This is a genomic window from Arthrobacter sp. efr-133-TYG-118, from assembly GCF_030209755.1.
Lineage (GTDB): Bacteria > Actinomycetota > Actinomycetes > Actinomycetales > Micrococcaceae > Arthrobacter.
In genome coordinates, this window is the sequence record NZ_JARVRH010000010.1 from 53,432 (window position 1) to 68,183 (window position 14,752).

The 14,752-nt window shown below is 63.8% G+C and carries 14 protein-coding genes; 3 read left to right on the forward strand and 11 right to left on the reverse strand.

Translation table 11 applies throughout. From position 1 onward, the window contains the following. Nucleotide 1 precedes the first annotated feature (1 nt). Nucleotides 2-991: a LacI family DNA-binding transcriptional regulator gene (locus tag QRN59_RS09140; RefSeq protein WP_284982204.1), complete on the reverse strand. Its 990-nt coding sequence runs from the start codon at nucleotides 989-991 to the stop codon at nucleotides 2-4. Between the two features lie 179 nt (nucleotides 992-1,170). Here QRN59_RS09140 and ggt point away from each other — a divergent pair, with 179 nt between their 5' ends. Then, nucleotides 1,171-2,997: a gamma-glutamyltransferase gene (gene ggt / locus QRN59_RS09145; protein ID WP_284982205.1), complete on the forward strand. Its 1,827-nt coding sequence runs from the start codon at nucleotides 1,171-1,173 to the stop codon at nucleotides 2,995-2,997. Nucleotides 2,998-3,075: 78 nt separating this feature from the next. Next, entirely contained in the window at nucleotides 3,076-4,098 is a 1,023-nt protein-coding gene (gene ligD / locus QRN59_RS09150; protein ID WP_284982206.1) for a non-homologous end-joining DNA ligase, read from the forward strand. Between the two features lie 166 nt (nucleotides 4,099-4,264). On the opposite strand, the gene QRN59_RS09155 is transcribed toward ligD, so the two are convergent. The 7 genes from QRN59_RS09155 to QRN59_RS09185 all read right to left on the reverse strand — a co-directional run bounded on the left by QRN59_RS09155 (nucleotide 4,265) and on the right by QRN59_RS09185 (nucleotide 10,008). Next, on the reverse strand, nucleotides 4,265-4,612 hold the full coding sequence (locus QRN59_RS09155) for a YegP family protein (RefSeq protein ID WP_284982207.1): 348 nt from the start codon (nucleotides 4,610-4,612) through the stop codon (nucleotides 4,265-4,267). Between the two features lie 206 nt (nucleotides 4,613-4,818). After that, nucleotides 4,819-5,067 (reverse strand): hypothetical protein, encoded by a 249-nt coding sequence (locus tag QRN59_RS09160; protein ID WP_284982208.1) that lies wholly within the window; start codon nucleotides 5,065-5,067, stop codon nucleotides 4,819-4,821. A gap of 207 nt (nucleotides 5,068-5,274) precedes the next feature. Further along, on the reverse strand, nucleotides 5,275-6,396 hold the full coding sequence (locus tag QRN59_RS09165; protein ID WP_284982209.1) for an NAD(P)/FAD-dependent oxidoreductase: 1,122 nt from the start codon (nucleotides 6,394-6,396) through the stop codon (nucleotides 5,275-5,277). 68 nt (nucleotides 6,397-6,464) lie between these two features. Next, on the reverse strand, nucleotides 6,465-7,508 hold the full coding sequence (locus tag QRN59_RS09170; RefSeq protein ID WP_284982210.1) for a Gfo/Idh/MocA family protein: 1,044 nt from the start codon (nucleotides 7,506-7,508) through the stop codon (nucleotides 6,465-6,467). Beyond that, nucleotides 7,508-8,284, reverse strand: a complete 777-nt coding sequence (locus tag QRN59_RS09175; RefSeq protein ID WP_284982211.1) for an amino acid ABC transporter ATP-binding protein — start codon at nucleotides 8,282-8,284, stop codon at nucleotides 7,508-7,510. The genes QRN59_RS09170 and QRN59_RS09175 overlap by 1 nt, the downstream gene beginning before the upstream one ends. Beyond that, nucleotides 8,281-9,069 (reverse strand): amino acid ABC transporter permease, encoded by a 789-nt coding sequence (locus tag QRN59_RS09180; RefSeq protein ID WP_284982212.1) that lies wholly within the window; start codon nucleotides 9,067-9,069, stop codon nucleotides 8,281-8,283. The genes QRN59_RS09175 and QRN59_RS09180 overlap by 4 nt, the downstream gene beginning before the upstream one ends. A gap of 75 nt (nucleotides 9,070-9,144) precedes the next feature. After that, entirely contained in the window at nucleotides 9,145-10,008 is an 864-nt protein-coding gene (locus tag QRN59_RS09185) for an ABC transporter substrate-binding protein (RefSeq protein ID WP_284982213.1), read from the reverse strand. A gap of 164 nt (nucleotides 10,009-10,172) precedes the next feature. On the opposite strand from QRN59_RS09185, the gene QRN59_RS09190 reads away from it, so the two are divergent. Then, nucleotides 10,173-11,249 (forward strand): LacI family DNA-binding transcriptional regulator, encoded by a 1,077-nt coding sequence (locus QRN59_RS09190; protein WP_284982214.1) that lies wholly within the window; start codon nucleotides 10,173-10,175, stop codon nucleotides 11,247-11,249. A 66-nt stretch (nucleotides 11,250-11,315) separates the two neighbouring features. On the opposite strand, the gene QRN59_RS09195 is transcribed toward QRN59_RS09190, so the two are convergent. The 3 genes from QRN59_RS09195 to QRN59_RS09205 all read right to left on the reverse strand — a co-directional run bounded on the left by QRN59_RS09195 (nucleotide 11,316) and on the right by QRN59_RS09205 (nucleotide 14,596). Further along, nucleotides 11,316-13,208: a transketolase gene (locus tag QRN59_RS09195; protein WP_284982215.1), complete on the reverse strand. Its 1,893-nt coding sequence runs from the start codon at nucleotides 13,206-13,208 to the stop codon at nucleotides 11,316-11,318. A 324-nt stretch (nucleotides 13,209-13,532) separates the two neighbouring features. Further along, complete coding sequence (locus QRN59_RS09200) at nucleotides 13,533-14,237, reverse strand: SRPBCC family protein (protein WP_284982216.1); 705 nt, start codon at nucleotides 14,235-14,237, stop codon at nucleotides 13,533-13,535. A 56-nt stretch (nucleotides 14,238-14,293) separates the two neighbouring features. Continuing rightward, nucleotides 14,294-14,596 carry a hypothetical protein gene (locus QRN59_RS09205; RefSeq protein WP_284982217.1) on the reverse strand — a complete coding sequence of 101 codons (303 nt, stop codon included), beginning with the start codon at nucleotides 14,594-14,596 and terminating at the stop codon, nucleotides 14,294-14,296. Nucleotides 14,597-14,752: the final 156 nt, after the last annotated feature.

Genomic DNA, 14,752 nt, shown 5'->3' on the forward strand with positions numbered 1-14,752 from the left:
GTTACTTTCCCTGGAGGGCTTGCTCTGCGGTGCGCGCAGCAAAAGTGGAGCCACGCACAATGAGTTGTGAGCTGAGGTGGACGGCTTCCGTTGCGGTGGGCTTTCCGGCCATCTGCTCCAGGAGGAGCTCAAGGCTGAGGGCGCCGCTTCGGTCAATGGGTACGCGGACAGAGGTGAGTCCGGGTTCTGCCGCTGCGGCAATGTCGAGGTCGTCGATGCCGACAACGCTGATGTCCTCCGGGCAGTGGTAGCCGAGGGTCCGGGCGCCGGCAAGCATGCCGATGGCGACTAGATCGTTGTATGCAATAACCGCGGTGGCGCCGCTGGCGACCACCGACGCCGCCGCGGCCAGTCCGCCGTCGACGGTTGCATTCTGGTTCCCCACGGTGACGAGTTCGATGCCCCAGTCGGCGCAGAAGCGGGTGATCGCTGCACGCCGCTGGCCGTTGGCCCATGAGGACGCGGGTCCGGGAATGTACGCGAGCTTGCGGTGGCCGAGGGCGTAGAGGTGCTCGACGGCTTGGCGGATTCCTTCGCCGGCCTCCATGAGCACGCGCGACGCATGCTCGGCCTCGCCATTGATGACCACCAGGGGAGCGCCACCGGCGAGATCGTGGATCTGATCGGAAGGCAGGCGGGGCGAGCAAAGGATGATGCCGTCCACGCCTGTCGAGAAGGACTCGAGGTGGGCACGTTCCCGCGAGGAGGATTCCGAGGTGTCAGCGAGGACCATCCGGTGGCGGCCATGCCATGCCTGATCCTGGATGGCCTTGATGAGGGCGGCGAACACCGCATTTGAAATGTCCGGGACGATGACGCCGAACGTCCGGCTGCCAGTTACTCCGGGCACGTCGTAACCCAATTGTTCGGCCGCGGCCATGACCTTCTGCCGCGTTTCGGCTGCCAGGCGGCCGGGGTCTCCGAATGCCCGCGACGCCGTTGCCAGGGACACCCCTGCCAGCTTTGCGACATCCGTGAGTTTTGCCGACATCTGTCCTCCAGTTGCTTCGTTGAAACCTTGTCCTGCAAGTATGGAAAGAGTTGTACAAGTTTGTCAATGGTTTGCACAAGGTCGTTGGGGCTGCCGGGTTGCCCGGACCCGTTGAGCGTCGCGAAGCCGCGGAGTAGGGTGGCCCCACCCACCTCGCACCACCTTTTTGAGGAGCGACCATGTCACATCGCAAACTCCGACTGGCCACCATGACGGCAGTACTCGCGCTGAGCGTGACGAGCGGCGCCGTCGCAAACCCCGCCTTCGCCGATACGCGCCAGACTGAAAAGACCGCCACCGCCACCGGATATGGCGGCGCGGTCAGCACCGTTGACCCCGAGGCATCCGCCGCAGCCATCGAGGTCCTCCGCAAGGGCGGCAACGCAGCAGACGCCGCCGTCGCCGCCGCCGCGACGCTGGGCGTGACCGAACCGTACAGTGCCGGGATCGGCGGTGGCGGCTACTTCGTGTTCTACAACGCGAAGACCGGCAAGATCGGCACCATCGACGGGCGCGAGACCGCTCCGGCTGCGATGCCGCACAATGCGTTCATCGATCCCGCCACGGGGAAGCCGTACAACTTCACGCCCGAGCTCGTCACGAGCGGCGTTTCCGTGGGCGTCCCCGGCACCGCGGCCACCTGGCAACGCGCGCTGGACCGCTGGGGCACCTTGAGCCTTGGCGACGCCCTGCAGCCTGCCATCAAAGTCGCGACCCGAGGCTTCGTCGTCGACCCGACTTTCCGTCAACAAACACTCGACAACAAGCTCCGCTTCGCGGCGTTCAGCTCCACGAGCAAGCTGTACCTACCGGGAGGCGACGCACCCGCCGTCGGCAGCATCTTCCAGAACCACGACCTCGCCGCAACATACCGGCTACTCGCGAAGCAGGGCACCAGCGCCTTCTACCGCGGTCCACTCGCCGCTGAGATCGCAGCAACAGTCCAGGCACCGCCGAAGACCGACACCACCAAGCTGCCCATCCCAGTGGGGCACATGACCCCGGCCGACCTGGCCGCATACGAGCCCCTGGACCAAGCGCCCACCCACGTCGACTACCGCGGCCTCGACGTCTACGGCATGGCGCCCTCGAGCAGCGGGGGTACCACGGTAGGCGAGGCGCTGAACATCCTGGACACCGTCAACCTTTCGGAGATGTCCAAGCCAGCTGCCCTGCACCACTACCTCGAGGCGAGCGCACTCGCTTTCGCGGACCGTGGGAAGTATGTTGGCGACCCTGCGTTCGTTGACGTTCCCACCGATGCGCTCACCGACCCGCTGTTCGGCAAGGAGCGCGCCTGCAAGATCGACCCCTTGCACGCGGCCACGAAGCCCGTCGCACCGGGAGATGTGTCCACGTACGACGGCGTGTGCCCGGCTTCCGCGGCGGCACTTGCGGACGAGAAGGACACCGAAAACATCTCGACGACCAACATGACAGTCGCCGACAAGTGGGGGAACGTGGTCGAATACACGCTCACCATCGAGCAAACCGGCGGATCAGGCATCGTAGTGCCGGGACGCGGGTTCCTGCTCAACAACGAGATGACCGATTTCTCTGCCGTCTACAGCGCGAGCGACCCCAACCGGATCGATCCCGGCAAGCGCCCACGCTCCTCGATGTCCCCGACCATCATCCTCAAGGATGGTAGGCCGTTCCTCGCTCTCGGCTCACCCGGCGGATCGACGATCATCACCACGGTGCTGCAGACCATCCTGAACAGGGTGGACCTGGGCATGAGCATTTCCGACGCGATCGCTGCACCGCGCGCCTCTCAACGGAACACGGCAACGGTCACGGCCGAACCGGCGTTCATCACGGCATACGGGAGCCAACTCACACCGTATGGCCACCAGTTCACGCCATCCGGTGACGCTTTCACTTCGGCGGCCGAGATCGGTGCCGCAACAGCGATCGAGTTCAGGCCCAACGGGCGCATGATCGCGGCCGCCGAGCCGGTCAGACGCGGCGGCGGCTCAGCGAGGGTATTGAACCCGTCCCCATGAGCCGGAACCACCGGACCAAGGTCCATTCGGTCCGCTGTAGTGCTGACGCCAAGGGTGGCCCTGGGGTAGCTTGTCCCCATGGCTACCGAAGCAACTACCCTCACCGTTGACGGGCCGAACGGTTCCCGGGAAATCCGGATCTCCAGTCCCGGCAGGGTTCTCTGGCCGGAGGTGGGCCTGACCAAGCTGGACCTCGCGCATTACATTGTTGATGTCGGGGAAGCATTCATGGCGGCGAACGGGGACCGGCCAGTCTCGCTGCAGCGCTTTTCGGACAACGTCGACGGAGAACAGTTCTTCTCCAAGAATCCGCCGAAGGGAACCCCGGACTTTGTCCGGTCGGTGAAGGTGGTCTATCCGAGTGCGCGCTCGCATCCCCAATTGGTCCTCGACGAGCCAGCCGCGGCCGTGTGGGCCGTCCAGATGAACACGGTGGTCTTCCATCCGTGGCCGTCACGCGCCGAAAACACGGACAACCCCGACCAGTTGCGGATCGACCTGGACCCGCAGCCCGGAACAGATTTCGACGATGCTATTCCCGCCGCGCTTGAACTGAAGAACGTACTTGCGGAGGCCGGGCTGACCACCTTTATCAAGACCTCAGGAAACCGGGGACTTCATGTCTACGCTCCGATTGAAGCCTCGCATGAGTTCCTGGACGTTCGGCATGCCGTGATTGCCGCCGCCCGGGAGCTAGAGCGGCGGATGCCGGACAAGGTCAGCACGGCTTGGTGGAAGGAAGAACGAGGCGAACGGGTGTTCGTGGACTTCAACCAGGCCAACCGCGACCGCACCATAGCCGGCGCGTACAGCCCGAGGGCGCTCGCCCATGCCCCGGTCTCTTGTCCAATCACTTGGGAGGAACTGGAAACTGCCGACCCGAAGAACTTCACCATCCTCACCGTGCCCGGAAGGCTGAAATCCGTGGGCGACCCGTGGGGTGACATGAACTCCAAAGCAGGGAAAATCGACGTCCTGCTTCAATGGTGGGAACGCGACCTCGGCGCCGGGCTCGGCGAGCTGCCGTTCCCGCCCGACTACCCGAAGATGCCAGGTGAACCGCCGCGTGTACAGCCAAGTCGAGCGCGCAAGCATGACTGACTAACTACGCCGTCCAAGCTGCGGCCCAAGGCTCATCGTGAAGATAGTCACGACGGGACAAAGGTGGGAGAATTAGGGCTGGACCAAAACGGCCGGCGGCGCATCTTGCCTGCTGAGACCCAGGTGAGTCCCCCAGTGCGCCGTCGGTCCTGACGTTGTCGGCCTCTTAGGCCGCGCCGGTCCATCTCGGCGCGGCTGACGCCCGCCGGAGTTCCTTTGCGCGGGCGCGGAATCCATCGACCGCCTCGCGCGGTTCGTGACATACCTGGGTACCCGCATTGTGGGGATCCGTGCTCTGACGAACGGTCGCGGCCGGATCGCGTATGACCGCCGCCGGGCAAAGGTCGGTAACCAGTCCCATGCCTGCGCACTCCCGCGCAGCGGCGATGCCGGCGACAACCGCGGGCTTGTCCTCGAACGGCGTCGAAACAGCGATGACCGCCCCTTCAGGTGACTTGATGCGGAACCTGAAAAAGGACTCCCCGTCAATAAACACTTCAAATATGCCGGCCACTGCTACCTCCCGGTCTGCGGACCCTGCTCGGTAGCGACTTCACTACGAGCGGGACGGAGCATCACTGCATTCCTGGTCCGCTGCTCTGGTTGAACAACCACCGTGAATCGTCTTTCACGTGATATTCAGTCTGTGCTGACTGCGTTGAGGCTAACAAGACCGCGTGAGTAAACCCTGTGTAAAACGTGTGCAACCCCCCGGGCGGCTCAGTTGCCGCTGGCCCGGTTCATCAAGTGCTCAAGCAGGGCCAGTTCCGGGAATCCGGGGTGTCGGGCAATGCTGGACCTGAGTTTTGCCCTGAGGTGTTCGCCGCTCGGTTCGGTTCCGCTGAGGACTTCGTCGATGATGCCCTGCGCTTGCTCACGCAGGCCCGCCAGGCTGTCACGGTCGTCCCCGGCAACCAGAACCGGTTCCGGTTCGACGAGCGGGTCTTGAGACTCCAAAGGTTCCGACATTGCCAGCTCCTGATATTTCATCCCGGCTAGCACCAGCTGAGTCCGGAATTCGCCCCCATCCATTCTAGATAGTAATGAGGGCGCCCGGATTGTTCATCGCTTGCGGATCAGAACGATGAATATGGCTTCGAAACGGCGGTTTGTGACGCGAACGCATTGCGGATGGCTGGACCTTTCCTTGGGGCGCCAGCCATCCTGCGTGGTCGGCTAGGAGAACCTGCCGGGGCGGAAGGTGGAGAGCATGGGGTGTTTGCTTCCTGTGAGGATTTCACCCGCCAGCAGTTCGCCTACGATGAGGCCAAGCGTAGCTCCGGAGTGCGTGAAGGCGACATAGCAGCCCGGCACTTGACCGAGTTCGCCGAGCACCGGTTCACCGTCGCCCGGAATGGGCTTGTAGCCGATCTTCCAGGACGCCGGTTTGAGCTCGGGGTTGCCGGCGATGAGTCTGGACCCTTCGTCAGCGAGTTCCTGGACTATGCCATCAGGGATGCTGAAGGAACCGTCCTCGTGCTCGGTGATGTGCTCTTCGTACCAGTCGTGGTCCAGGGCAAAAGTGTTTCCAGGGTTGGGCCGGATGGCTGCACGGGGGGTGTTCATGACGGCCCTCACCTCGTGGTCTACAGGCTTGGTGAGCACGAGCATGGAGACGGGGGAGTCGTTGGGGATGTCGACGCCGAGGGGTGCGACGACGGCAGGGGTGGCGGCACCGCAAGCCACCAGGACGGCATCGGCTTGGTAGGTTTCGCCGGCGACGGTCTCGACGCCGGTGGCACGGCCGCCGTCGACCGCGACGGAAGCCTTGCCGCAGTTCAGGACAAGCTGGCCACCGCGGGCGTGGAATTCTTCCATGAGGAAGTCGATCAGGTCCGGCAGGCTGACCCAGCCTTCGCCGGGGTTGAAAATGGCGCAATCCGGCACCGCGCTTGCATTGATGCCCGGGGTGGCGAATCCAATCTCTTCAGGGGTCAGCAGCTTGGAGTCGTACCCGACCGACTTCTCGTAAGCGTGGCGTGCTTCCGTGACGGCCTGCTCTCCGGCGGCGTTCCACATGAGGCCGCCGCCGAATTGCAGCCATTCACGGCCGGGATCCGCGGCGAACAATGTGCGGTAGCGGTCTACCCCGGTGAGGCGCAGCTGGTGGTACGGAGTGGACCGTTCTCCCGCGGAGTTGAGCCAGGACAGCGAGCGGCCGCTGGCTTCGCTCGCGAGGCCCTTTTCGGTCAGTAGGACAACGGACGCGCCTTCGCGGAGCAGGTGGACCGCAGTGGAGACTCCAAGGATGCCGCCGCCGATGACGACGACATGTTTGGTAGGGGGCGTGGAGGACATAGCTCTCCCTTTCTTTGGGTTGGTTGTTGGCCGCGCGGGGCGGACGATGGCACAGCTGGAAAGATCTGCTACGCGAAGGCGTGGATTCTTTCGATGACTTTGAGGGTTTCAAGTGATTCCGCGGGATCAACGGGCAACGGTCTATGCCCCCGAATGGCAGCCGCGAGTTCGGCATAGAACCGGGGGTAGGCGCCGGTGTGGGCAGGCACGGGCTCACGGTCTCCGTCAGTCCCCAGGACGCCCCATGAACTTACGGGGTCAACGCCATAGGCGGGATCCGACGGCGACAGGCCGGCTGCGAGCGCCGCCTCCTGGCTGTCCAGTCCCCACTTGGTGTAGCCGGCCTTCGAACCCAGGACGTGGAACCGCGGTCCTGCCTGGGCAGCCATGCCGTTCATCCACAGCCTGGTCCGCACTCCCGAGGTGTGGAGAAGGGACACGAAGGCCTCGGTATCGGCGCCCGCCGGGTATTGTCCGTGGTTTGCGGTCTCCCCGTAGCAATCTTCAACCGGACCGAAAAGCTGTACGGCCTGGTCGATCAAATGGGCACCGAGGTCATGGAGGATGCCCCCGCCTTCGGCCAGGGACGCGCTGTCCCGCCAATTGCCGAAGCCTCCGGGTCGCCACCACTCGAATCGCGATTCGAAGCTTCGGACCTCACCCAGGCCACCTTCCCGCAAGACCTTCCGCAGTGTCAGGAAATCGGCGTCCCACCGGCGGTTCTGGAACACCGTCAGCCGCACACCGGCGTCGGACGCTCTGGAGATGAGCTCTTCACCATGAGCGGACGTCGCGACGAAGGGCTTGTCCACCACCACGTCGAGACCGTGGGCGATCGCGGTCGCGGCGAGATCGAAGTGGGTAAGCGGGGGAGTGCCGAGGACCACAAGGTCCAGGTCCGGGGCCAGTGCGAAAAGCGCTTCCGGAGTGGGGACAATCCGCGCGCCGGGGTAAAGTCTTGCCGCTTCCGCGGCACGCTGCGGATCAGCCGTGACGATGACGTCGAGGGAGTAGCCGGGGTCCGCGGCGATCAGGGGCGCATGGAAGACCATTCCGGAAACGCCGAATCCGACGACGGCCGTGCGGATGGGTGCGGGGGCAGGGTTCGGCATTACAACACTTCCGAGAGGAATCGTTGGAGCCGTTCGCTGCGGGGGTTGTCGAAGAGTTCGGCAGGGGTGCCTGACTCCACGACTTCTCCTTCATCCATGAAGACCACCTGGTCGGCAACTTTCCGGGCGAAGCCCATTTCGTGGGTGACAACCAGCATGGTCATGCCGCGCCGTCCCAGGCCGGCCATGAGGTTCAACACGCCTTTGACGAGCTCGGGATCCAGTGCGCTCGTGGCTTCGTCGAAGAGCATGACCTCGGGTTCCATGGCCAGGGCCCGGGCGATGGCGACGCGCTGTTGCTGGCCACCGGAGAGATCGCGGGGGCGGTGGTCCGCGCGTTCGGCGAGCCCCACTTCGGCGAGGCTGTGGCGGGCACGTTCCCTGGCTGCGGCCTTGGACATTCCCTTCACGCTCCAGAGCGCCAGGGCCACGTTCTCGAGGGCGCTGTGGTCGGGGAAGAGGTTGAAGTGCTGGAAAACCATGCCGATGCGGCTGCGCAGGATGTCCGGCTTGACCGTGAGTGCGCTTTCACCGGCCAGGAGGACGTCGCCGCTCTTGGGTTCGTGAAGCCTGTTGACGCCACGGAGCAGCGTCGACTTGCCGGATCCGGAGGGGCCGATGATGCACGTGGTGGTGCCGGGCGCAACGTTCAGGCTGACGTTGCGCAGCACCTCGATGTCGCCGTACGCCATGGTCAGGTTTCTTAGCTCCAGGCTGGAACCGTGGAATGTCTGGACACCGGCGGCGGTGTTGTTGGTGCTCGTGCTGGCGCTCATGTGTTGCTCCCGGTGATCAGCGGCGATGCCGCGTCGAGTTCTGTGACTTCCTTCAGGCCGCTGCTCGGGGCGCTCGGACGACGGCGGCCCGTGCGGAAGCGGCTGTCGAAGTAGTTCACGAGGTGGGTCAGCGGGACGGTGATGACGAGGTAGAACACGCCGGCCATGACCAGCGGTGACAGGTTTCCGGAGAGCACGGCGGCATCCTGGCCCACCCGGAAGAGCTCGCGCTCGCTGACCAGCAGGCCGAGGAAATACACCAGCGAGGAGTCCTTGACAATGGCGATGAACTGGTTCACCAGAGCCGGCAGCACCCGGCGGATGCCTTGCGGCACTACCACGAGCCGCATCGACTTGGCGTAGCTCATGCCCAGGGCACGGCACGCCTCGCCCTGGCCTTTGTCGACGCTTTGGATACCGGCGCGGAAGATCTCACCGATGTAGGCGCTGGCAATAAGGCTCAGCGCGATAATGCCGAGCGGGTAGGGGGACGGGCCGAAGATCGACTGGCTTAGCCGGGCGAAGCCTTGGCCGATCAGCAGGATGGTGAGGATGGCCGGCAGGCCCCTGAACAGATCGGTGTAGATGCGGGCAGGGACTCGCAGCCAGGCGGAGGATGAAATCCCCATGACGGCAACTACCATGCCGAGTGCGACGCCAATGATCGTGGCGGAGATCGAAATGATCAGCGTGTTCAGCAGGCCAACGCCGATCAGTTGCGGCAAGACCTCGGCCATCGCGCCGAAATCGAAGAATGTACGTGTGATGGTGCTTAACCAGTCCATGGTTTGCTCTCAGACTTAGGTGGCTGTTGGGGCGGGCGGACCACGAGTGGACCGCCCGCCCGCTAGACGGTTGGGCTACTTGCTGGGGGCCGGGCTGGCGCTTTGCTCAGCCTTGGGCAGGTACTGCTCCGGCATCGGGGAGCCGGGGAACCACTTCTGGTAGAGCTTCTTCCAGGTGCCGTCTTCCATCGCCGCGGCCAGTCCCTTGTTCAGGGCATCTTTGAGCGCGGTCTTGTCCTTGGCCAGCGCGAAGCCGGCCGGCGCGTCGAAGGAGGGAATATCGGCGGCGCTGACTAGGCCGAACTGCTGTTCGTAGGACTTGGCGGCCTCGTAGTCAAGGAAGTGTGCGTCAGCCGAACCGCTGTTCACTGCCGAGATCGCGGAGTTGTTGTCCGGGAAGCGCACCAGGTTTGCGGTGGGGAAGTTCTTCACCGCGTATGCCTCCTGCAGGGTGCCCTGGACCACGCCGAGCCGCTTTCCAGCGAGGCCGCCGACATCCTTGATCCCTGAGGTCTTGGTCGTCAGGACGGTCAGGTATCCGGCGAGGTAGCCGTTGGAGAAGTCCACGGTCTGCTTGCGCTTGTCCGTGATGCCGATGGCCGCGACCCCGACGTCGAACTGGCCGTTGGCGACCGCCGGCAGGATCGCCGAGAAGTCCTGTCCGGTGAAGACGACCTTGTCCACTCCTGCGCGGTGCGCGACATCCTTGAACAGTTCGACGTCGAAACCGGTGAAGTTTCCGGTGGCGTCCGTGAACGTGTAGGGCTTCGCATCTCCCAGGCTGGCCACGCGGATCGTGGCGGGTTCGATGAGGCCATAAGGGTTTCCAGCGGTCGACGACGAGGCAGGGGTCGACCCGCCACACCCGCTCAGTGCCAGGAGGGCTGCGACAGCAGCCGCGACGATCACCCCTGGGCGGAAGTTCAGTCGTTTAGTCACAGCAAATTTCCAATCATGAGAAGCGGTAAGCGGCCTTGAAGCCTTTCGGGATTCCTCTTGTTGAGTCCGGTCTCAGTGGCTAGGATTGAGACCGGACTCACAAGGGGTTGCGAAAAATGTAACCCAAACCACACGGGCCGTCAAGGCCCCTTCGAAAGGCATCTATGAGCAGCAACAGTTCGAGGCGGCGAGAGATTACCGTTGCCGACGTCGCGAAAGCGGCACAGGTGTCCAAAGCCCAGGCCGCGCGGGCCCTGGGAAATTACGGGGCGGTGAGCGAAGAAGTGCGGGGGCGCGTTCTTGCGGCGGCGGAGGAGCTTTCCTATCGGCCCAACGAGCTGGCGCGCAGCATGAACACGGGGAAATCCAACACGATCGGGGTCGTCGTGGGCGACATCGAAAACCCGCACTTCGGACTGGCGACGAGGGGCATTACGGACACTGCCAAAAAGAGCGGCTACAACGTCATCCTGATCAACACCGACGAGGAAGTCAGTGCAGAGATCGAGGCGGTCCGCGTCTTGCTCGACAAGCGGGTGGACGGACTGATCGTCGCCCCTGCGTCGTCTATTGAAACAGAACATTTACAGCACGTTCACGAATCCGGACGGCCATTGGTGCTCCTCGACCGGAAGGCCGAGGGGCTGGATGTGGAGACCATCGCAGTGAGCATGGCCGAGATTTCCTTCGAATCCACGCGGTATCTCCTCCAGGCCGGCCACCGCCGGATCGCGTTCATCTCCACCCTCAAAACGGAAACCCCGTACCGGACCGGAATGGTGTTGGACTCCTCGCAGATCTCCGAACGTTTGGAGGGCATGCAGCGCGCCTTCACGGAAAGCGGACTGAGCTTTTCCGAAGACCAGGTGAGGCTCAACGCCGGCGACGCGGATTCCATCCGGACCATCACTCGCGGGCTTCTACTCGCGCCCGAGCCCGCCACAGCCATTGTGGCGTCCGACGGCCTCATAGCACTCAGCGTCGTCGAGGCAATCCAGGAGCTGGGCCTCTCAATCCCGGACGACATTTCGTTCCTGATGTATGACGACTTTTCCTGGACACGCTTGACCAGCCCCCCGCTGACCGTCATTGCCCAACCCGTGTACGAGATGGGCGTGGCCGCTGCCGGTGCGCTGATCCGGCAAATCGAGGGCCGGAAGCCCGCGGCCAACGGAGCTGGATTTTCCGCCCGCCTGATCCGGCGGGGATCGGTCGCAATGCCGCGCACCGCGAGGGTCTAGATTAGTTCAGCAACCGGCGACGGCGGCGTTCGGCTGTGCGGTGTTGGCGGTCGCGGTGTTGCGGCCTCAGTCCATGACCAGGTCGCGAGCGGCGGCGGCAATGTGGCGTGCGGAAATACCCGCGGCATTGAGCAAGTCCTTGGGTTCGCCGGAACCCGGCAGTTCCCTTACGGCAAGCAGTGCCAGATGGAGTTTCGGAGTGTTGGCACTCGCGAGGGCTTCGAGGACGGCCGAGCCTATGCCGCCTTGTGCGTAGTGGTCTTCGGCGACGACAATCCTGCCATCAGTTTCGAGGCACGTCCGGCGCAGGGTGTCGACGTCGATCGGTTTGATGGAGTAGAGGTCGATGACGCGGGCTTTGATTCCCGACTGGGCCAGTTGCTCGGCGGCTGCGAGGCATTCGTGGAGTGTGACGCCCGCGCCGATAAGCGCCACTTGGTCATCGGCGCTGGCTCTGTGGACCTTGCTTCCGCCAAGGGGGAACTGTTCGTCCGGCCCGTAAATCACGGGATAGGCTCCACGGGTGGCGCGCAGGTACGAGATTCCGGGCGTGTCTGCCATGGCGCTCACGAGCTGAGCTGTGGACGGAGCGTCAGCCGGATAGAGCACGGTGGAACTGTGCACGGCCCGCATGGCGGCAATGTCTTCCAATGCCATTTGCGATGGACCATCCTGCCCGATTTCAACGCCGGCATGCGTGCCGACGAGCCGGATATTCACTTCTGAGACTCCCGCCATGCGGATAAAGTCGAATGGCCGCGAAACCAGGAAAGCCGCGAAACTTGAGGCGAAAGCCACGTAGCCGCGGACCGAGAGGCCGATGGTGGCGGCGACGAGTTGCTGCTCGGCAATGAAAATTTCGAAATACCGCTCAGGGGCCACCTCCTTGAAGTCCCCGGCATGGGTCGAATTCCCGACTTCGCCATCCAGGACCACCACTTCGGGGCGGACCGCAAGCGCGGAGACGGCGGCACCGAAGGCGGCCCTGGTCGCCACTTTGTCGCCGACTTTCCACTGTGGCAGTGTGACCGCGGCTTCGGCGCTCGGCGTGACTGCTGGTGTGCCGGATTCCGGAAGAAGGGTGGTCACGTGGACACTGCTTGGCCCTCCAAGGGCCGCTATGGCCTTCTCGGCCATGTCCGCCGGGAGGGCTTTGCCATGCCAGCCGTTCTGGTCTTCGATCTCAGGTACCCCTTTGCCCTTGATCGTCTTGGCCAAAATGACCGTCGGCTTGTCAGGTTCGCTCCGGGCCCGGCTCAGGGCGTCGTCGATCTGGCCAAGGTCATGACCGTCGATGATGTTGGCCCGTGCCCCGAAAGCCTCAACCCTCCTGGCGTAGGCCTCCATATCCCACTGAAGTTCGGTAGGGCCGTCCTGGCCAAGCCGGTTGACGTCGACGACGGCGGTGAGGTTGCCGAGCTTGTAGTAAGCCGCCTTGTCGAGGGCCTCCCAGATGGACCCTTCAGCCAGTTCGCTGTCTCCGCACAACACCCAGGTATGGAAGGGCAGCTTGTCCAGGTAACGCCCTGCGAGGCTTACCCCGACGGCGACCGGCAGCCCCTGTCCCAGCGAACCGGTAGCCACATCGACCCAAGGCAGAACCGGGGTCGGGTGGCCCTGAAGCCGGGCACCGAACTGACGGTAGGTGTTTAGCAGCTCATCTTCCTCGACGACGCCCACGGCCCGATACATGGAGTACAGCAGCGGCGAAGCATGTCCCTTTGAGAAAATGAGGTGGTCGTTGTTGGGCAACGACGGTCGTTCCCAGTCGTAGCGAAGATGCCGCGTGAGGAGGACCGCCATGAGATCCGCGGCTGACAACGACGACGTGGGATGACCCGAGCCGGCGTTGGTACTGCACCTGATGGAATCCACACGCAATTGCGTCGCCAGGGCCCGGACGGAATCCGCTTCCTCGGCTTGCGTCGGCGCAGCCCGCATTTCTGGATCTTTCGACATCTCTATTGCCTTTCATACGCTCCGAGCGGACGGCCTGACCCGCGTGTCGGGCCTACAAGATCGTGAGGGGCGGCTCTTCGAAGGGCCGCGAAGGCGGGGAGGGAACGTCCGGGCCCGGTTCGGGGACCGGGGAAGGTCCCGGCTCGGGCAGTGGAACCGGTTCGGGGGTTCCTGGGCGCGGCCTGGGTCCGGGCTCCGGGCCAGGGGTCGGCACAGGTGTCGGTCCGGGCTCCGGCAACGGCACCGGCTCCGGCGTCGGGCTTGGCCCAGGCTCTCGGGTGGGGTCGGCGTCAGGGTCCCGGGTCGGATCGGGAGGGAACTCGCTCATTGTTTACTCCTCGAATCGTCAATCAAGTCTGGGCGGGCTTCCGTGGTGTAGTCGCCTTCAACCCGCTCGGCGGGGAGATCCGAGACGTGCTCCGTGCCGTAGTCGCCCTCGGTGTACTGGCCGACGCGAGTCGCATCACCGCCGCCGGCCGCCTCCGTAGCCGCTGGGGCCGTCAAGTCAGGATCGACGGCGGGCAGCTCCGAAGTGGCAGGGGCAGGGGAGGCTGCTGGCCCTGAGTCGTCGACATCGCCGGCGGCCACGGAGCCTCGCCAGCCGCCGGTCTCGTAGCCGCGCTCTTCGATGAATTTCTTGAACTTGTCGAGGTCGGCTGAAACCCGCAGATCGTCGATGCCCACCAGCGAGCCGGCCTTTTCGGCAAAGCTCTCCGGCTCCCATTCGATCTCCACACTCACGCGCGTACGGTCCGCGCCAAGCGGTTCGAAGCTTACGGCGCCCGCGTTCCTCGGTCCGTCAAAGCTGGCCCAGCTGACCAGTGAATCCGGGACCTGCTCAAGGATTTGGGCGTTGAAGTCGCGTTTGACGCCGCCGACGTTGGTTGAAAAATGCAGGGCGGTCTCGTCGATTTGTTCGACCGCTTCCACACCCTTCATGAATTCCGGGAAAGACTCGAATTGGGTCCATTGGTTGTAAGCCACGGAAACGGGAACTTCTACGTCGATTGTTCGGTTAACGGTAGCCATGTAAGTGCTCCTTGCTTGCGCTTGTACTTGCGGAGGTTGGTGGTCGTTGATGCGATCTAGCCAGCGTCGAATGTTTCGCCGTCGTCGTCCTTCGGGGACTTATCCTCGGGCAGTCCTGTCGCATCGCCCTTCGGCTCGGACGAGAAAGAACGCCCTTCCTTGCTTCCCTCGGAGTTCGAGTCATCCAGTTCGGCATCTGCCGATGGCACCGCGGCCGAACCGTCGTCGACTTCCGGTGTCGACGTGTCTTCCTTGGGCTGATCCGCTTGCTGGCCCCCGCGTCCTGGCATTTCTTGTTCGGGAGTCGGAGTTCCGTAGCCTCCGGCTTCCTCTTCCTCGGCTCTATGCTGCTCGTCCATGTCCATACTGTCCTTCCGTGTTGGTTGAACTTGTTGGTTGAACTTGTTGGTGGAATTCAAGAACCGGCTACTTAAGACGTCTTCCGTCGGCGACCGGGAGGAAGGCCCCAGAGAGGCTGGACCTTGGCCCCGGAAAAGAAGGACACTGACCTTCTT